The following is a 17,051-nucleotide window of genomic DNA, read 5'->3' as shown; positions in this document are numbered from 1 at the left end:
GTCGCACCCAGCCGGCACCAGTACCACTGCTAACTGCGAAGAGCCAAATATCGTCGTAGCCACGATCACCTTCGCATTCGAAGCCGGGGGTGCTGCTGTAGGTAGAACCGTCGACCAGGGTGATCGTGCCGTCGATGGTGAAGAGCGGTGGAGCGGAGATCCCAGCGTTCACGAGGAAACCGGTCGCGGTCAGCGCGCCGACGACCGTCGCGGTGCACACGCCGACCGCAACGCCCGGCCAGAAGCGGGACATGGCACGCTCTTCGGACTCGGTCGGCGCAGGAGCGAACTGAGTGGTCACGGCGATCTCCTGATCGTTCGAAGTGGACGATGCGATCGTGGGCCGTGCCCGCTGCGCAGCAGATTTTCCGCTTGATAACCCCCTTTATCGATTCGGTGTCTCGCTACCTGGTTGCTCAGCTTCTAAGTTGTGTGCATGGCAGATGTACTGGACTTCCCGGGTCGACTCACCGAATCCGTCTGGGAACAGATGGCGCTCGAAACCCTCGGCGAACTCGGATGGCGTCACATCCCGGGCAGCGAGATCGCTCCCGGCACGGGTGAACGCGCTACCTGGGACGAACTGCTCGTGCCGGCGCGCCTGCGGTCTGCCATAGCCACCCTCAACCCTGCTCTGCCTCGGAGCGCGGTGGACGACGCCGTGACCGTTGTCGCCACGGCCGGTTCGAGCGACGCCATCACTGAGAACCGGCAGATCCACCAGTACCTCACCGAAGGTCTGCGGAAGGTCTCGTACGCGGACGACAACGGGGTCCAGGTGACTCCCACCATCCGTCTGGTGTCCGTCGATCCCGACGCCAACGATTGGTTCGTCGCCAGCCAGGTGACCGTGATCCGTGGAGACCATGAACGACGTTTCGACCTCGTCCTGTATCTGAACGGCATGCCGGTCGCTGTCGTGGAGTTGAAGAATGCCGGCAATCCGTATGCCGGATTGACGGATGCACACGCGCAGCTGCGGACCTACCTCCGCGAATTTCCGCTCGCCTTCCGCTTCGCTGTGCTCAGCCTCGTTTCGGACGGGGTCGGCGCCTCCTACGGCACGCCTTTCACGCCCTTCGAACACTTCTCGCCGTGGAACGTGGACGACGACGGTGAACCGGTCACCCCCACCGGCGAGCATCATCAACTCGACATCGCGCTCTACGGACTGTTCAACCAGGAGCGATTCCTCCAGCTGCTCCGCAACTACACCGCGTTCGACGAGAGCGAAGCGGGGCTCCTCAAGCGAATCGCGAAACCGCACCAGTACTTCGCGGTGGCCAAGGCTGTGGGCGCGACGGTCGAAGCTGTCGGGTCCGAAGGCAAAGCCGGCGTCGTCTGGCACACGCAGGGCTCGGGCAAGTCCATGGAGATGGAGCTCTACGCCAACCAGGTGATCCGCCATCCCAAACTCGCCAACCCGACGATCGTCGTCATCACCGACCGCAACGAACTCGACGGACAGCTGTACGAGACGTTCGCTCGATCGCAACTGCTTCCCGAGCAGCCCAAGCAGATTCGTCGACGCGAAGAACTCCGCAAGGAACTGTCCGGTCGTACCACCGGCGGCATCTACTTCACCACGCTGCAGAAGTTCGGCAAGAGCCGGGAAGAACGCGAAGCCGGCCTGAGCCACCCCCAGCTGTCGGCGCGCCGCAACATCATCGTCATCGTCGACGAAGCGCACCGCAGCCATTACGACAATCTCGACGGGTACGCCCGGCACCTGCGGGACGCACTGCCGCACGCGACGCTCATCGCGTTCACCGGCACCCCGATCTCATTCGAGGACCGCAACACTCGCGCGGTATTCGGTGACTACATCGACATCTACGACCTCACGCGCGCGGTCGAAGACGGTGCCACCGTGCCGGTCCATTTCGAAAGCCGCCTCGTGAAGGTTTCCTTCGGTGAGGAAGTGTCCGAAGAGCAGATCGATTCGTCCGCAGACGAAGTGACCGCGGGACTCGACGACACCGAACGCGCCCGCATCGAGAAGTCGGTCGCCGTCATCAACGCCGTCTACGGCGCTCCGGCCCGATTGAAGCTGCTCGCGGAGGATCTTGTCACCCACTGGGAGAACCGACGCAGCCAGATGGCGAAGTTCGTCGGATCGGACGACAACCCGACCGCACCTGGCAAAGCTCTCATCGTCTGCGCGACCCGTGAGATCTGCGCGAACCTCTACCAGCTCATCGTCGCACTGCGCCCGGACTGGCACTCCGATGATCTCTCCGGCGGACGCATCAAAGTGGTGTACTCCGGCGACGCCACCGACCAACCGCCGATCAGCGACCATGTCCGTCGTGATTCTGAGAACGCCGCAATCAAGAAGCGCCTCAAGGACATCGATGACGAGCTCGAACTCGTCATCGTCAAGGACATGATGCTCACCGGGTTCGACGCCCCGCCGCTGCACACGCTCTACCTCGACCGTCCCCTCAAGGGGGCGTTGTTGATGCAGACTCTCGCACGGGTGAACCGCACCTTCCGCGGTAAGGAAGACGGACTGCTGGTGGCGTACGCGCCAGTCGCCGACAACCTCGCCGAAGCGCTGGCCGAGTACACGGCGTCCGACCGCAACACCAAGCCGCTTGGTCGGCCCGTGGAGGAAGCCGTCGATGCCGTGAAGAACTGCCTCACCATCCTCGACAATATGCTCCACGGATTCGACTGGCGTGCACATCGACGCGCCCCGGGATATCGCGCGTGGCTCGACGCTGTCATCGCCACCGTCGCGTACCTGCGCGACAAGCAGACCCCCGGAAACAAGGTGGACGAAGGCGAGAAGGCGCTCGCCACCAGGTACCGCGAATACTCGTCGCAATTATCGCGCGTATGGGCGATTTGTAGCGCCCACGAAGACGTCCAACCACTTGCGCTCGACGCCCGCTTCTTCGAAGAGGTGCGCGTGCAGATGGCCAAGCGTGACGCGGAGGAACGGCGTGCGAACGGCGTCGCCGTGCCCGAAGACGTCAAGCGTGCGCTCCGGGCCTTGATGGCGGCATCCGTCGAGTCGGAGGAAGTGCTCGACATCTACGACGCTGCCGGGATGCCCAAGCCCTCGCTCGCAGACTTGAACGGTGATTTCCTCGAACGCACCGTGCAGGCGAAGCATCCGTCGTTGGCGATCGAAGCGTTGCGCAACCTCGTCGCCTCCGAATCGCGAAAGGTTTCGCGTCACAATCTGGTCCGGCAGCGAGCGTTCTCGCAGAAGCTCCGTGAGCTCATGAACAAGTACACCAACAGCCAGTTGACCTCGGCGGAGATCATCGCCGCGTTGGTGGAGCTCGCCAAGGAAGTGCAGGACGAAGCGAAACGAGGACAACGTTTCGATCCGCCGCTCGGTGATCACGAGCTGTCGCTGTACGACGCGATCGCGCAGAGCGAGGCGGCCCTCCTCGAAATGGGGGAGGACGTGCTCGCTCAGATCGCGCGCGAGCTGATCGCGATCATGCAACGCGACGTCAAGACGGACTGGAGCGTGCGCGAAGACGTCAAGGCGAAGCTGCGGTCGCAGGTCAAACGGCTGTTGGCGCGCTACAAGTACCCGCCGGACCGTCGCACCAGCGCTACCAAGCTCGTTATCGAGCAGATGGAGGCCATCGCACCCACCATGGCCGCATGACCTCCATCAACGGCCTCCCGTAACGACGAGGGGCGGTGCTCCGACACCAGTTCAGGAGGGCACTCAGCGCGTGTGCGGTCGGGAAAGCAGCGGCACGCGGGGCCTGGTGTCGGGTTGAAGGAGAAACATGAAGTTCGTCGTCCCCTACCTGCGCGTCGTAGCGGGGATGTTCGCCGCCATCACGCTGTGGCTGGCGATCGTGGAAATAGTCAACGGCAACGGGGCCGACGCGCTCCTGTTCGTGGCATTCGCGGCCGGCCTGGGATATCTCGCGATCGGCAAGCCCCTGCGCGACCGCCGCAGGCGCATCAAGGCCGAGCAGGACGCGATCGCCGCACGTGCCGAAGCCGGCCACCGCGCGTTTCTCGCGGGGGATGTGCACGCCGCGATGGCACCGCCACCCGAGCCGCCGAAGCCCCCGAGGATCCGCCGCGGAGTGATCATCGCCGCTGCCGTCGCCGGACTGTTCGTCCTCATGGGAATCATCAGCGACATCTCGGACGGGCTGGACTCACCCACGAAGGACGACGTGAGTACCACGCCTCGCGCTGCCGCACCGACGACCACCACGCCGTACACGACGTCGGCCGCCACCAAGGCGCGGACCGTCGCTCCGGAAACCACTCCCGCGACGAGGATCTCCACCACGCAGGCCGCGGTGGCTGCGTCCACCGCGGTGATGCCGAATGTCGTGTGCATGGATCTCCAAGCGGCACAGGACACCATCCAGGCCGCCGGCGTGTTCTACTCCACGAGCGTCGACGCAACCGGTCAGGGACGCGCGCAAGTATGGGACAGGAACTGGGTCGTCGTCGACCAGACTCCCTCGGTGGGAGCATCGATCGGTGAAGGCGACCCAGTGCTGTCGGTTCTGAAAGAGGACGAATTCAGCGGGTGTTAGGCCATCGGTTGCTCCGTGCGGGAGAGATACTCGATGGTCTTCGACGGATGTCGGCCGCCCCTGGGGAATCCCACCGATCCCGGCCGTAGGGCCTCGACCCGAAGACCGGCCATCGCGGCCTTCAATCCGAGATCCTTGATGGTCGAGGCGATTCGACCGGCATACGCCTGTTCCTTCGGGGTGTCGTCCCGTTCGTGGAACTGGACGACGCCGACATGTCGGCCCAGGCTCACACCGACGCCGTTGAAGCCGAAATCGAGATTCGCGGGCTCCTCTCCGGCGATACGGCTGAGAACTGTGTCGGCCGCAGCCAGGCCGGTGGGCAGGGCGGACTGGCATGCCATCCGCACCGGCTCTCCCGACGGCGCCGCGCAGTCACCGGCGGCGATCACGCGATCGTCGTCGATGCTGGTCAGCGTTTCGTCGGTGAGGATCCGGCCGAGTGCATCCGTCCTGAAGCCGCTCGTCCGAGCCAGTTCGGGAACGCCGAATCCTGCGGTCCACACGGTGATCGCACTCTCGAGGACGGTGTCGTCGTCGAGCGTGAAGCCGTCGGGTCCGACGCGGGTGACCCGCGCGTTCTCGATGATCTCGACCTGCAGGTCCGCGAGCCGTTCGTAGGTTGCGGCACGAGCCTTCTCGGACAGCATCGGACCGATGATGCCGCTGCACACGAGGCGCACGCGACGTCCCTGTTCGGCCAGCTCGCCGGCTGTTTCGAGCCCGGTGAGACCGGCACCGACGACTGTGATGACGGCCTCGGGTTCGAGGCTGCTCAGCGCGTACTGCAGGCGTTCGGCATGCTCGAATTCGGCTACCGGAAAAGCGAATTCCTCAACGCCGGGAACGGTGGACCGTCTTGTGGCGGTACTTCCGACGGCGTAGACGAGGTAGTCGTAGTCGACCGTTCCGCCGGATGCGAGATGGACGGTGCGCGTGCCGGGTTCGATGCGGGTCACGGTATCGACCAGAAGGTCGACTCCCTTCGCCAGCAGTTTGCGGTAGTCGCCGGACGCATGGTGATTGCCGACCGCGAACTGGTGCAACCGGGTTCGTTGGACGAAGTGCGGCCGGGGATTGATGACGGTGACCGCAGCCTTCCTGCTCATGCGGTTGGCGGCGACCGTTCCGGCGTATCCACCGCCGATGACGACGACACGGGGGCGGGTGTTGAACATGGCTTCTCCGATCCGTTCGTTGGCTCTGTGGGGAGCCCTCGTCATCTAGGACCGGACAGCCACGTCGTTTGTGACATGCCGCGCCGAACAATCGGGAGGATTCAGGGTCGTTGCAGGTCGCGGAGCTTATGGGCGAGCACCCGCACATCGGCCACTGGCCCCAGGTGGGCGAGCTTGTCCGGGTTGATCATCACCCGGACCGCGCCGATCTTCCCGTCCGTGACGTCGAACGTCATGACCTGCACGATGGCACCGTCGGCGTCCCGCACGATAAGGCCGGGGAGCCTGTTGACCTCGCGGGATTCGAGCGACATTCCGAGCTGGCCCATGGGTGAGACGAACGAGGCCAGCAACCGCATGACCTTCTCGCCGCCGACCACGACCCTGCGGATGGCGGGTGCCTTGCCACCGCTGTCGGCGACGAGTTGCACATCGGCGGCCAGTAGGTCGCGCAGGGCGTCGACGTCACCGTCTTGGAACGCCGTGAGGAATCGAGCGGTGAGCTGTTTGTGCGCCTGCGGATCGGTGTCGAACCGCGCCGAACCTTGATCGACGTGGCGCCGTGCCCGCACCGCGAGCTGCCGGCACGCCGCTTCGGAGCGGTCGACGATCTCGGCGATCTCGGAGAAGCCGAATCCGAATGCCTCGCGCAGCACGAAGACGGCGCGTTCGAGCGGACTGAGGCGTTCGAGCAGCACGAGCGCTGCCGTCGAGATCGATTCCCGCAGTTCGGCCGAGCGTGCCGGATCGTCGTAGGGCTCCTCGAGTATCGGTTCCGGCAGCCACTCGCCCACATATCGTTCGCGCCGCGCCCGCGCTGATTCGAGCATGTTGATCGATACCCGGGTGACGACGGTGGACAGGAATGCTCGGGCCGAATCCGGTTCGGCGCCGGAAGTTTCGTATCGCACCCAGGTCTCCTGGACCGCGTCCTCGGCTTCGGTCACGCTGCCGAGGATGCGGTAGGCGATGGCGAGCAACAGTGGACGCAGGTTCTCGAACTCTTCGACGCCGGTCACGTCGGCCCCTCCCGTAGACCCGTGCTTCGATCACAGCACTCCACCCGGGTTCGCGCAACGAGGATGAATTCGATCAGGAATGAACCGGGCGCCCTGCGGGCGGCTGCCCTCGACCGATCGGAGACCCTTCGGGTCCCTGAGTCGTCGTCCCCTTCCCCAAGGCTGCCCGGTCGCCATGCCCCGATAGACCGTCTCGGCCAGCACGGATAGCCCCACGTCGCGGAGGACGTGCGGCTCGCACTGGACCCGGTCGTTCGTGTCGACCCGCACGATCGGGTGCTCCACCACCAGCTGTGGAGACGAGGGATACTGGTGCCCAGTCGGTTTCGAGACAGGGAACGGTCCCGGCTCGCAGCGTCGGCGCGCTGACGTCGGACTGTGGGAGACGAGCGACGAGCTGCATCGACGCACCTCGGCTACCGGAACGGCCCTCGCGCGCGACGATGCAGGTGAAACGCCTCGAGCCCTCCGATCACGGTGATCGGAGGGCTTAGAAGTCAGGACGTCGGATGTGAACCCGGGGGAGCGGGTATGTGTCGGCCGGCGCGGACGAATGCGCTCGCGGCTCGTTGCTGGGATACGCCTCTCGAGGGCGTGTGGATAGACTCCACCCTACGGTGCATGACAGCTTCCTTCTGTCGTGTGCCCAGACCCCGGTCCGGTGTTGGCGCACCTGCCGGGGTCGACCTGTTTTCAGGTCGGTGGAGGGATGGTCGCACGGGTGTGCGAAGTCGTCAACTCGAACACACGTTCTGTCCGTGCCTGCCCAGGGTCATGGGACGCGTAGCGATTCATCCGAATAGCGCTCCTTGCAACGATTGCCGCGCTTGTTCATGGATGGACCAGTGGTTCGGATGTAAAACCGATTGTCAGCCGTCATCGAATCCAGCGCGGCCTATGGTGAGACTTCTTCGCGTCGCGTCCCAACTTCCCACACGTGCGCCTCGAGGTGGCACAGTGCGGCACGGCCGACATCCGGGAAGAAAGGGGACTCGAGTGGGAGCTGTGCGACGCACGGTGGTGGCGACCGCAGTCGCGGCCACAGCCGCGGTAGGTGTATCGACGGGGCAGGCAGCCGCGACTCCTGCAATCGACACCGTTGTGAACGGTGCACTGTCCGTCACCCCGCTGTGCCAGGGAACCATCGACGCGCTGATCATCGCGTGCACCGAGCTCGAGAAGCTGACACCGCACTTCCCGTTGATGCTCGACCTGAACCCGAGGGGTACGCATCTCGTCGTGCTCGGGGCCGGACTCACCGAGGACGGCAAGATCCGGCCGGTGCTCGAAGAACGGCTCGAAGCGGCTCTTCGTGCAGCGCAACGCTATCCGGAGTCGCCGATCGTCGTCACCGGTGGCGTGCCGCGCAACGGCGTCACCGAAGCGCAGGCCATGAAGGACTGGCTGGTCGTGCGAGACATTCCGCCCGAACGCATCACCGAGGAATCGCAGTCGGCCTCCACCGTCGAGAACGCACGCTTCACCAATGATGTTCTGCTCGAACGGCGAGCCACGGGCGCTGTGCTCGTGACGAACCGCGACCACCTCGAACGCGCGATGATCAACTTCCGGCAGGCGGTCGACGCGCGCATTCCGGTCGCGGGCATCGTCGCAGCGTGAGCGCCGGAAGTATCAGTTCAGAGCGTTCGCCTTCCGCGTCAGTACCTGACTGATCTCCGAAGCATTCTTCGCCAGTTCGAAGTTGACCCACCCGGCCACTTCCCACAGGGGTGAAGGTTCGGGCATGAGTCCGACGATCGTCGTCTCGATGTCGGCAGTTTCGAGAAGTGCGGCCCATTCGGTGCGAAGAGCCTGGATGCGGTCGGTCGAGCCGGACCACTCGTAGGCGTCCGGCCCGACCGCAGTTCCCCCACCGCAGACCGCCACGGTGTTCGTCCACCACCACTCGATGTGCCAGAGCAGCCACGCAATCGTGGGCTCGGGGAGGGCCTCGGCCGTCTCGTCCGGCCAGTCGGCGACGAGACGCCCGTCGACCCGCCGGACGCCCACGGAGTTCGACGACGGCTCCCAGTGCACGGCAGCCTCGTCGATCCGCGGCAGGACATGTTGTTCCGTGAAGAGCCAGACCAGGTCGAGTTGCTTCAGCAGCGTGCGCGTGGCGAGTGGCAGGGTGTCCGAGGGCATGCATGCAATCATCGCGGACATAGTGGACATGTGCTCGATGTCGACACCGTGTATCTGTCCCCGGAAGTGTGCAAACGTTGCTGTGCAGTTATCCGCCTTCACGCGGTCGGTGTCGCCACTCCCAGCGACAGCGCACCGAAGAACTTCGGCGTCTTCTCCTCGTAGAAGGTGTCGAGTTCGCGGATCTCGAACCCCGCACCGCGGACGAGGTCGGCGATTTGTCGTGTCAGATGGCAACCACCCGCGACGCGCTTCTGGATCGGTTCGAGCCGGTGCTGCCACCGCCGGACGTTCTCGTCCGGCGCGAGTCCGTGTTCGACGAAATGCAGGGTGCCGCCCGGTGCGAGGACACGACGTATCTCGCGCAGAGCCGCGTCGGCATCGGGGATGGTGCACAGCGTCCACGTCGACAGTGCGCTGTCGAAGGTGTTGTCCTCGAACGGGAGTGACTGACCGTCCAGGCCGGATCGTTCGATGCGCACGGAGGAGTCGTCGATGCGCGAACGTGCGAGCTTCCATCCGAGGTCCGCGGGTTCGACGGCGCTGACCGACTCGACGGTGGTGGGGTAGTAGGGAACGTTGAGGCCGGATCCGAATCCGATCTCGACGACGCGGCCGCTCAGGCCGGCGCACACTCGTTTCCGGTTCGCTTCGGTGAACGACGGTGCACAGGCGATGTTCACCAGTCGCGGTACGACGTGATCGTTGTAGAGGCTCATGGCAGTCCCTTCGCCTGGTGGCGTGTCGATCTGCTCGATCCATCATGACACCTGCCCGGCCGAACGGAACCCCTCGTTTCTGTCGCACCGAACGGACTGTTAAGTTACCTTTACATGTAAAGTGTGCTTTACGGCGAAAGGGGAAACGATGGACAGCGGGGGTGCCGGATCGGTGGTCGGGCGAAGCAAGTGGGGCAAGGTGCGGGTGGGTTCGCGGTGGATCGGCGCGGTACCGCCGGCGATCGCCCTCGGAATCCTGGCCACAGCCGTTCTGGCAGCGGTGGTAGCTGCTCTGGGGCTGGTGCCCGGCTATCCCGTGGCCGCCGGCGTGGCGGTCGCGCTGGCGACCGCACCCTCACTGTCGGCCCTGTCGTGGGTGCTCCTCGTGGATCGGTCGACCCTCGAAGGCGCCACGGACCGGCCCGAGGATTCGGTCGAGTCGTCCTGGTACGAGAAAGCCGCCTCGGGCGCTTTCACCGACATCCTTCTCGTCACGGGCCTGGGGTGCACCGCTCTGGCGTTCGCTCCGATCGAGGTCGAGGGCCTGCATGCGCTGATGGCGGTCATTCTCGTGGCTTTCGCGTCGTTCGGTGTGCGCTACGCCGTGCAGCGTCGGAAGGGCTGAGGGTGCGGAATTCGCTGGCGGCCCTGCGCGCGGAGAACGGATGGTCGCAGCAGAGGCTTGCCGACGAACTCGGGGTATCGCGCCAGACGATCATCTCGATCGAGAAGGGGCGATTCGACCCGTCCCTTCCGTTGGCGTTCCGCATCGCGCACCTGTTCGGACGTCGAATCGAGGACATATTCCTGCCCGACGAGGGATAAGCGAAGGGGCCGAGCGGATTCTCCGACAGAACCCGCTCGGCCACTTGCCGATCACTCGAGCGTACTACCGGCGTCAACGGTGAGTGTGAGTCCGGTGATGTCGTCGACGTACACCTCGCCCTCCCTTCTTGACCGGCATCCAAGAAGCCTTTACCGTAGTCGTCACGCCTTCTTGAATGGCGTCCAAGAAATGTGGTGGTGAAGCGGGAGGGTGCTAGTCATGAACATCGGTGAGTCTGCCGATCGGCGCGAGGTGGTAGCGGTGCAGCGGCGCGAGGTCTCGTTCGTCTCCGGCCAGGACGAGTGCGCGGCATGGCTGTACACCGCACCCGACCTGAACGGTCCGCGCCCGATGGTGATCATGGGGCACGGGCTCGGAGCGGTGCGGGAGATGCGCCTGGATGCCTACGCGGAACGGTTCGCCGCCGCGGGGTGGTCGGTGCTGGTGTTCGACTATCGTCACCTCGGGGCCAGCGGCGGAGCGCCGCGCCAGATCCTCGACATCGGCCGGCAACGCGCCGACTGGCATGCCGCTCTGGCCTTCGCGCGCACACTTCCTGAGGTCGACGTCAACCGGATCGCCTTGTGGGGCAGTTCGTTCGGCGGAGGTCATGTCCTTCGAGTCGCCTCCGAGGACACCCGTATCGCGGCGATCGTGGCGCAGTGCCCCTTCACCGACGGTCCGGCGTCGTTGCGCGCGCGGATACGAACCGGCCCGCTGAGCGTGGTGGCACTGACAGCGGCAGGCATTCTCGACACGGTCGGGTCGTGGTTCGGCGCGAAGCCGATCCTGTTGCCGATGGCGGGGACGTCCTGGATGCCCGCGTTCGTGGCCTCACCCGACGCCCTCGCCGGCGCTTCCGCACTCCTGCCCGCGGGGACCCGGCTCTCGCGGCGCACCAGCGCGGTGTTGAAACGACTTCCGTCGGTGCGGGCTCAGCTGTCGAAGAACATCGAGCCGACGGAGATCGACGGTAGGGAAGAACCCGAGACCGGGGTCGGCCGCGACAGCGTCTGGGGTGTACTGCGCGGTCCGAACGGCGAATTCGAGGCGGCCAATGCCCTCGCTGCCCGGCTGGCGCTGCGTCTTCCGCTCGATCGACCCGGTCGTGCGCTGGCCCGCTTCAGCATTCCGACGTTGCTGTGTGTCTGCGACAACGACGCGGCCGCGCCCGCGAAGACCACGAAGCGTCACGCACAGGGTCTGGCGCACGTACAGGTTCAGAGCTACGTGTGTGACCACTTCGACATCTACGTCGGTGACCACTTCGAACGCGCCGTGCGTGACCAACTCTATTTCCTGGAAAGGCAATTCGACCGCACCGCACAGTAGGTCGCTCCGCGTTCGTGTACGCGCAGATCAGGTGCTCAGCCGGTGGCTGCGGCACGACTGCGAGCGCTGTTGAGCAACGTCTCGATCACCGCGCGCCGCTGAGCCTGATCCGTCGGGTGCATCAGCAAGCCCTCGACCACGAAAACGCCGATCGCCACCAGCGGATCGACTTCGTCAGCGGGCACGCCGAGTTCGATCAGCTCTGCCCGGAACAATCCTTCGGCCAGTGTGTGGAACTGCTCGTGCCATTGCTGAACGGACGCGGACTTCTCGGCGCGTGTGTGCACCGTGCTCACCAACCGACCCAGCTGCTCCAATTCTTCGACCAACCACAAGAGTCGATCGGCCAGGCCCGAGCCCAGTATCTCGCTGTAGGAGGCCATCGAGTCGGCCAGAACCGCATCCAGGACCGCGATCAGTATCGAGTCCTTGTCCTGGAAGTACCAGTACAGCGTGTTCGACACGACTCCGGCGTCACGGGCGATCCGCGTCATCGATGCCGCGTCGTATCCTTCCTCGACGAACAACCGCCGGGCGGCTACCACGATCTCTGCGCGTTTCTCTTCCCGATCCTGCGGACGTCTGTTGCGGGGCATCTCCAGTCCTGACCTAGTTCCCGCCCCGATGCTATCTTGACCGGCCCCCAAGAGCGGGCCCCGGCCGACCGTTCCGGAACGAGGTCCGTAGCCGTCTCGAACAGATGATGAGGCAGGCGAGCCAGAGCAGCTCTCGATACAGACCGGCTCGTACTTCGGGTCACTCGACTTCGGCGAGTCCGTACTCGGGTCGTCCGGCAGGCCGATACACGGTGATGACGACACCGGTCGAGGTGGTGCGCGATTCGACGAGATCGAACTTCGTGTCGCGACCCCCGACGGGGAACAGCCGCCGCCCCTGACCGAGGACGACCGGGAACGTGATGAGGCGGTACTCGTCGACGAGACCGTGTTCGAAGAGGGTGTGGACCAGACGGATGCTGCCGTGCACCTGCAGTTCCCGTCCCGGCTGCTTCTTCAGTTCCGCGACCGCGGTGGGCACGTCGCCCTCGAGGACCGTCGTGTTCTGCCACTCGGGGGCGGTGAGCGTCGTGGAGGCGACGTACTTCGGGAGGGTGTTGAGTGCACGGGCGACCGGGTCGTCGGGATCGGTCGAGTTCGGCCACGACGCAGCGAAGACGTCGTAGGTGTTCCGGCCCAGCAGGAATGCGTCGACCTTCGAGAACACCTCGTCGATGAACTTGCCGGTGTCCTCGTCGAACAGCGGCACCACCCAACCGCCGCGGTCGAAGCCGTCGCTGCGGTCCTCGTCGGGGCCACCCGGTCCCTGGGCCACACCGTCGGCCGATACGAAGGTCGTCACCGTGAGCTTCATCGTCGTCCCCTTTCGAAGGTTGTCGCCGAGTACAGACCCGGGAAGCGGGGAGAACTCATCGCTTGCATCCCTCCGGCACGGAAGGTATCTCTGGACGCAGCGTCGCGTGTCGATGACGGACTGCGTCAGGCATGGAGGCGCGGGACCACAAGGAGTTCTCCTTGAGTATTGCGTTCAACCACACCATCGTCGCGGCCGACGACAAGCAGCATTCGGCCTACTTCCTCACCACCCTGTTCGGGCTGCCCGCTCCGGTGCCCGCCGGGCACTTCCTCGCTGTCGAACTCGCCAACGGCGTCACCCTCGATTTCGCCGAACCGCCACCGGATGTGGAGTATCCGCCGCAGCACTACGCATTCCTGGTGTCGGAGGAGGAGTTCGACGAGATCTACGCCCGGATCCTCGAGCAGAAGATCGAACACTGGGCCGATCCCCGGCAGTCGGCGCACGGCATCAACAGAAACGACGGGGGTCGAGGAACCTACTTCCTCGACCCTGCCGGTCACTTCATGGAGATAATCACGCGTCCCTACGGTTGGCGCTCCTGAACCGTCTCGACCCGAGCCGTCCCGGCCGCAGCGCGTCGCCGTGCCAGCACCGTGCAGGTACCGGCGATCGCTGCGGTCAACGCGCCGGTCGCGAGCAGCTGCGTGCGGGCAGCGGTGTCGAACAGGGCGAGCACCGCGATGCCGGCCAGCAGACCGAGCGTCGCGTACGAAAGGTACGGGAAGCCCCACATCTTCAGCGGCAGTGCATCCTCGGTGCCGTTGCGGCGTGCGCGACGACGGAGCACGAGGTGCGAGACCGCGACGAACGTCCACAGCACCAGGATCGTGGAGCCGACGGCGTTGAGCAGCAGCGGCAGCACCCGGTCGGGGTAGAGATAGTTCAGTCCGACCGTGACGAAGCCGAACGCCACCGAGGCGAGCACCGCATTGCGGGGAACGCCGTTGGACGACAGCCGCCCGAAGACGGGGTGCGCCGATCCGCGGTGCGACAGCGAGAAGATCATCCGGGAAGCGCTGAACAGCATCGCGTTGAGCGACGAGAGCAGCGCGACCACGACGATCACGGTCATCACCGCGGCGGCGCCCGGGACGGCCCCGGCCTGCAGCACGGCGACGAACGGACCGGTCGCGAGATCCTCGGAGGTCCACGGCAGGATCGTCACCATCACGAGCACCGACCCGATGTAGAACACGAGGATGCGCCACACCAGGGTGCGCACCGCGCGGCCCACGTTGCGACGGGGATCGGCGGTCTCCGCGGCGGCGATCGCGATGATCTCGGTGCCACCGAACGCGAAGACCACGATGAGCAGGCCGGCGGCGATACCGGCGATACCGGTGGGGGCGAACCCGCCGTGCGCCGTGAGGTTGGAGAAGCCGGTCGTCTCGAAGGTGGGCATCCACCCGGCGATCATCGCGATGCCGATCACCAGGAAGCCGACGATCGCGACGATCTTGATTGCGGCGAACCAGAATTCGACCTCACCGAAGCGGCGGACGCCGACCAGGTTCACGCCCGTCAGCACGACCATGTAGAACAGCGCGGACGCCCACTGGGGGATGCCGGGCAGCGCCACCGCGGTGATCGCGGCGGCGCCGGTGGCCTCCGCGGCGATCACGATGATCACCTGCACCCAGTACAACCACCCGATGGTCCGCCCCGCGACAGGGCCCAGCGCTTTCTCGGTGTGCTCGGAGAACGCACCGCTGGCGGGGTTGGCCGCGGCCATCTCGCCCATCATTCGCATCACGAACACGACGAGAACGGCCGCCACCAGGAACGAGATCAGGATCGCCGGGCCGGCGACGGCGATACCCGCCCCCGACCCGACGAACAGGCCGGCCCCGATGGCGCCGCCGAGGCTCATCATGACGAGCTGGCGGGGCCGCATGGCACGATGCAGGCCGGCGGTGCTCTGGGCGCCGGTCGTCGTCCCGGCGGTGCTCTGGGCGCCGGTCGTCGTCCCGGCGGTGCCCTGGGCGCCGGTCGTCGCCGTAGCCAGGGTGTCAGTCATCAATGCGCTCCCCGGCCGGGACCAGCTGGTCCAGTGCGATCTCGAAGGCGGTCGCGGCGAGCCCGGTGAGCTCGGTCGACCGATCGTGGCAGCGACGCAGGGCCGTCTCGATGGTGGTGGACACATCGCCGAAGATCGCGGCGTCGGAGACCTCCACGTCGCCCTCCATGAGCTGGGCGAAAGCCCGGGCCATACCGCAGTTGGCGATGAAGTCGGGGATCACGGCAACGGACTTGTCGGCGTGCTCGTAGGTGGGGCCGTAGAAGATCTCGTCGTCGGCGAACGGAACGTTGGCGCCGGAAGCGATCGACTCGAGTCCCGCGGCGACCATGCGGTCGACCTGCTCGCGAGTGACGAGGCGGCTCGCGGCGCAGGGGAGGAAGATCTCGGCTCCGAGATCCCAGATGCGGGCGTTCACCTCGTCGAAGGGGATCATGCGGTCGCTGTGCAGGGCGTTACCGTCGCGCTCGAGCAGCAGGGTGCGGACCTCGTCGAAGGAGAGACCCTCGGGTGCGAGGATGCCGCCGTCGCGGTCGATGATGCCCACGATCGAGGCGCCGGCCTGGGCGAGATAGTAGGCAGCAGCGGCGCCGACGTTGCCCCAGCCCTGCACCACGACGCGTTTGCCGGCGAGGTCGGTGCCCCGATAGACGAGCTGGTGGTGACGGACCGACTCGGCGACGCCGTAACCGGTGATCAGATCGGCGACAGTGTATTTCGTGCTGGTGGCAGGGGTGAACCGCGCGTCCTCGACAACCTTCGCGACGCCGAGTCGCAGCTGGCCCACCCGCTGGATGCGCTGGCGCTCGTCCTTGCCGAAGTGTCCGTTGACGACACCTTCCTGCGGGTGCCACAGGCCGTTGGACTCGGTGAGGGGAACGACCTCGTTCATCTCGTCGACGTTGAGGTCGCCGCCGGTGCCGTAGTAGGCACGCAGCAGGGGAGTGACGGCCGCGAACCAGCGGCGCAGCACGCCTTCCTTGCGGGGGTCGGACGGATCGAAATCGATGCCGGACTTGGCACCGCCGATCGCAGGTCCGGAGACGGTGAACTTGATCTCCATGGTCTTCGCCAGCGACTCGACCTCGCGCCGGTCGAGGCCGCGGCGCATGCGGGTGCCGCCGCCGGCCGCGCCGCCCCGCAGCGAGTTGATGACGACCCAGCCCCGGGCGGTGGTCTCGGTGTCGTGCCACTCGAAGACGATCTCGGGGGCTTTTTCTTCGAATCGCGTCAGCAGGTTCTTCATGGCGAAAGACTGTGACGGCAGTAACAAATGCTGCGCAACTGTGCTTCATCGAACTGTGCAGCGTGCGGAGGGTCCGGATGCCCGAAGCGCTTTTTTCTGTGCAATCCGGCTAGTCGGAGACGGATTGTGGACGTGATCGGTTCAGCGGCGGTAGGCCGGTGCCTTCGCGGATCGTTCCGGCTCGAGGGTGCGCAGCAGCGGCATCGCCCGGTAGTGCACCACTTCCGACAGCACCATCACACTCGTGGACCGCGCGACGATCGAGGAGCGGTTCAGCTCGATGAGGGTCTGCTGGAGACCGAGGTGTGATTCGGCTCCGATGCGGCACAGGACGTCGCCCGCGCCGGTGGTGGCGAACGCCTCGAGGACACCGGGGATGCCTTCGAGGACCTCGGTGACGTCTTCGAGCGCGCCCTGCATGATCTCCATCGTCACGAACGCCTGCACTTCGAAACCTGCTGCGGCGAGGTTGATCCGGGGTTCGTAGCCGGCGATGACCCCGGTGTCCTCGAGGCGTCGCAGGCGGGCCGAGACGGTGGCGCGCGCGACCTTCAATCGACGGGACAACTCGAGCGCGCCGATCTTCGGGTCGGCGTGCAGGGCCTCGAGGAGGGCGAAATCCAATTCGTCCAGCTGCACAGGCTCGCGCATCGCGGTTCC

Annotated in this window: 16 protein-coding genes and 1 pseudogene; 7 read left to right on the top strand and 10 right to left on the bottom strand. The window is 65.6% G+C overall.

Annotated elements, in window-relative coordinates; genetic code table 11:
• A pseudogene (locus QR64_RS25105) lies at positions 1–301 on the bottom strand (hypothetical protein); the annotation flags it as partial.
• Between the two features lie 135 nt (positions 302–436).
• Here QR64_RS25105 and QR64_RS01665 point away from each other — a divergent pair.
• Entirely contained in the window at positions 437–3,631 is a 3,195-nt protein-coding gene (locus QR64_RS01665) for a type I restriction endonuclease subunit R (protein ID WP_039583761.1), read from the top strand.
• 127 nt (positions 3,632–3,758) lie between these two features.
• Positions 3,759–4,532, top strand: a complete 774-nt coding sequence (locus QR64_RS01660) for a PASTA domain-containing protein (RefSeq protein ID WP_039583759.1) — start codon at positions 3,759–3,761, stop codon at positions 4,530–4,532.
• Here QR64_RS01660 and QR64_RS01655 read toward each other — a convergent pair.
• The gene (locus QR64_RS01655; RefSeq protein ID WP_039583758.1) at positions 4,529–5,710 is read right to left on the bottom strand and encodes an NAD(P)/FAD-dependent oxidoreductase; all 1,182 of its coding nucleotides are present in this window, start codon (positions 5,708–5,710) and stop codon (positions 4,529–4,531) included. The genes QR64_RS01660 and QR64_RS01655 overlap by 4 nt on opposite strands.
• Before the next feature lie 101 nt (positions 5,711–5,811).
• On the bottom strand, positions 5,812–6,729 hold the full coding sequence (locus QR64_RS01650; RefSeq protein ID WP_039583757.1) for an RNA polymerase sigma-70 factor: 918 nt from the start codon (positions 6,727–6,729) through the stop codon (positions 5,812–5,814).
• A gap of 1,005 nt (positions 6,730–7,734) precedes the next feature.
• Here QR64_RS01650 and QR64_RS01645 point away from each other — a divergent pair.
• Positions 7,735–8,349, top strand: a complete 615-nt coding sequence (locus QR64_RS01645) for a YdcF family protein (protein ID WP_039583755.1) — start codon at positions 7,735–7,737, stop codon at positions 8,347–8,349.
• A 12-nt stretch (positions 8,350–8,361) separates the two neighbouring features.
• Here the strand turns inward: QR64_RS01645 and QR64_RS01640 are convergent, their stop codons facing one another.
• Together QR64_RS01640 and QR64_RS01635 are read right to left on the bottom strand one after the other, a co-directional pair.
• On the bottom strand, positions 8,362–8,874 hold the full coding sequence (locus tag QR64_RS01640) for a DinB family protein (protein ID WP_039583767.1): 513 nt from the start codon (positions 8,872–8,874) through the stop codon (positions 8,362–8,364).
• Positions 8,875–8,972: 98 nt separating this feature from the next.
• Complete coding sequence (locus QR64_RS01635; RefSeq protein WP_039583754.1) at positions 8,973–9,593, bottom strand: class I SAM-dependent methyltransferase; 621 nt, start codon at positions 9,591–9,593, stop codon at positions 8,973–8,975.
• A 148-nt stretch (positions 9,594–9,741) separates the two neighbouring features.
• Between QR64_RS01635 and QR64_RS01630 the strand changes: the two genes are divergently transcribed.
• From QR64_RS01630 to QR64_RS01620, 3 genes are all read left to right on the top strand, one after another.
• Positions 9,742–10,218: a hypothetical protein gene (locus QR64_RS01630; protein ID WP_006554697.1), complete on the top strand. Its 477-nt coding sequence runs from the start codon at positions 9,742–9,744 to the stop codon at positions 10,216–10,218.
• A gap of 2 nt (positions 10,219–10,220) precedes the next feature.
• Positions 10,221–10,418, top strand: a complete 198-nt coding sequence (locus QR64_RS01625; RefSeq protein WP_006554696.1) for a helix-turn-helix transcriptional regulator — start codon at positions 10,221–10,223, stop codon at positions 10,416–10,418.
• A 220-nt stretch (positions 10,419–10,638) separates the two neighbouring features.
• Positions 10,639–11,751, top strand: a complete 1,113-nt coding sequence (locus QR64_RS01620) for an alpha/beta hydrolase (protein WP_052227162.1) — start codon at positions 10,639–10,641, stop codon at positions 11,749–11,751.
• A 35-nt stretch (positions 11,752–11,786) separates the two neighbouring features.
• Here QR64_RS01620 and QR64_RS01615 read toward each other — a convergent pair whose 3' ends face one another.
• The gene (locus QR64_RS01615) at positions 11,787–12,347 is read right to left on the bottom strand and encodes a TetR/AcrR family transcriptional regulator (protein ID WP_039583753.1); all 561 of its coding nucleotides are present in this window, start codon (positions 12,345–12,347) and stop codon (positions 11,787–11,789) included.
• 160 nt (positions 12,348–12,507) lie between these two features.
• Positions 12,508–13,122 (bottom strand): dihydrofolate reductase family protein, encoded by a 615-nt coding sequence (locus QR64_RS01610; protein WP_033097447.1) that lies wholly within the window; start codon positions 13,120–13,122, stop codon positions 12,508–12,510.
• 131 nt (positions 13,123–13,253) lie between these two features.
• Here QR64_RS01610 and QR64_RS01605 point away from each other — a divergent pair, with 131 nt between their 5' ends.
• Positions 13,254–13,670, top strand: a complete 417-nt coding sequence (locus QR64_RS01605; RefSeq protein WP_039583752.1) for a VOC family protein — start codon at positions 13,254–13,256, stop codon at positions 13,668–13,670.
• Here QR64_RS01605 and QR64_RS01600 read toward each other — a convergent pair.
• The 3 genes from QR64_RS01600 to QR64_RS01590 form a co-directional block, all read right to left on the bottom strand.
• Entirely contained in the window at positions 13,652–15,145 is a 1,494-nt protein-coding gene (locus tag QR64_RS01600) for an amino acid permease (protein WP_039583750.1), read from the bottom strand. The two genes, QR64_RS01605 and QR64_RS01600, sit on opposite strands and share 19 nt — an antisense overlap.
• Entirely contained in the window at positions 15,138–16,391 is a 1,254-nt protein-coding gene (locus QR64_RS01595; RefSeq protein ID WP_033097445.1) for a Glu/Leu/Phe/Val dehydrogenase dimerization domain-containing protein, read from the bottom strand. The genes QR64_RS01600 and QR64_RS01595 overlap by 8 nt, the downstream gene beginning before the upstream one ends.
• A 141-nt stretch (positions 16,392–16,532) precedes the next feature.
• On the bottom strand, positions 16,533–17,042 hold the full coding sequence (locus tag QR64_RS01590; protein ID WP_039583748.1) for an Lrp/AsnC family transcriptional regulator: 510 nt from the start codon (positions 17,040–17,042) through the stop codon (positions 16,533–16,535).
• Between the last annotated feature and the right edge of the window lie 9 nt (positions 17,043–17,051).

The sequence above is a fragment of the Rhodococcus sp. Chr-9 genome, assembly GCF_000801125.1.
In the GTDB taxonomy this organism is placed as follows: Bacteria; Actinomycetota; Actinomycetes; order Mycobacteriales; family Mycobacteriaceae; genus Rhodococcus; species Rhodococcus pyridinivorans.
The sequence above is the reverse complement of the archived record's forward strand: the minus strand, read 5'-3'. Positions and strand labels throughout refer to the sequence as shown.

Bases quoted from the DNA above. Each gene is read 5' to 3' on its own strand.
- QR64_RS01640 (WP_039583767.1), bottom strand. From the start codon at position 8,874: ATGCCCTCGGACACCCTGCCACTCGCCACGCGCACGCTGCTGAAGCAA.
- QR64_RS01600 (WP_039583750.1), bottom strand. From the start codon at position 15,145: ATGACTGACACCCTGGCTACGGCGACGACCGGCGCCCAGGGCACCGCC.
- QR64_RS01615 (WP_039583753.1), bottom strand. From the start codon at position 12,347: ATGCCCCGCAACAGACGTCCGCAGGATCGGGAAGAGAAACGCGCAGAG.
- QR64_RS01605 (WP_039583752.1), top strand. From the start codon at position 13,254: ATGGAGGCGCGGGACCACAAGGAGTTCTCCTTGAGTATTGCGTTCAAC.
- QR64_RS01590 (WP_039583748.1), bottom strand. From the start codon at position 17,042: ATGCGCGAGCCTGTGCAGCTGGACGAATTGGATTTCGCCCTCCTCGAG.
- QR64_RS01630 (WP_006554697.1), top strand. From the start codon at position 9,742: ATGGACAGCGGGGGTGCCGGATCGGTGGTCGGGCGAAGCAAGTGGGGC.
- QR64_RS01660 (WP_039583759.1), top strand. From the start codon at position 3,759: ATGAAGTTCGTCGTCCCCTACCTGCGCGTCGTAGCGGGGATGTTCGCC.
- QR64_RS01595 (WP_033097445.1), bottom strand. From the start codon at position 16,391: ATGAAGAACCTGCTGACGCGATTCGAAGAAAAAGCCCCCGAGATCGTC.
- QR64_RS01665 (WP_039583761.1), top strand. From the start codon at position 437: ATGGCAGATGTACTGGACTTCCCGGGTCGACTCACCGAATCCGTCTGG.
- QR64_RS01635 (WP_039583754.1), bottom strand. From the start codon at position 9,593: ATGAGCCTCTACAACGATCACGTCGTACCGCGACTGGTGAACATCGCC.
- QR64_RS01610 (WP_033097447.1), bottom strand. From the start codon at position 13,122: ATGAAGCTCACGGTGACGACCTTCGTATCGGCCGACGGTGTGGCCCAG.
- QR64_RS01655 (WP_039583758.1), bottom strand. From the start codon at position 5,710: ATGTTCAACACCCGCCCCCGTGTCGTCGTCATCGGCGGTGGATACGCC.
- QR64_RS01620 (WP_052227162.1), top strand. From the start codon at position 10,639: ATGAACATCGGTGAGTCTGCCGATCGGCGCGAGGTGGTAGCGGTGCAG.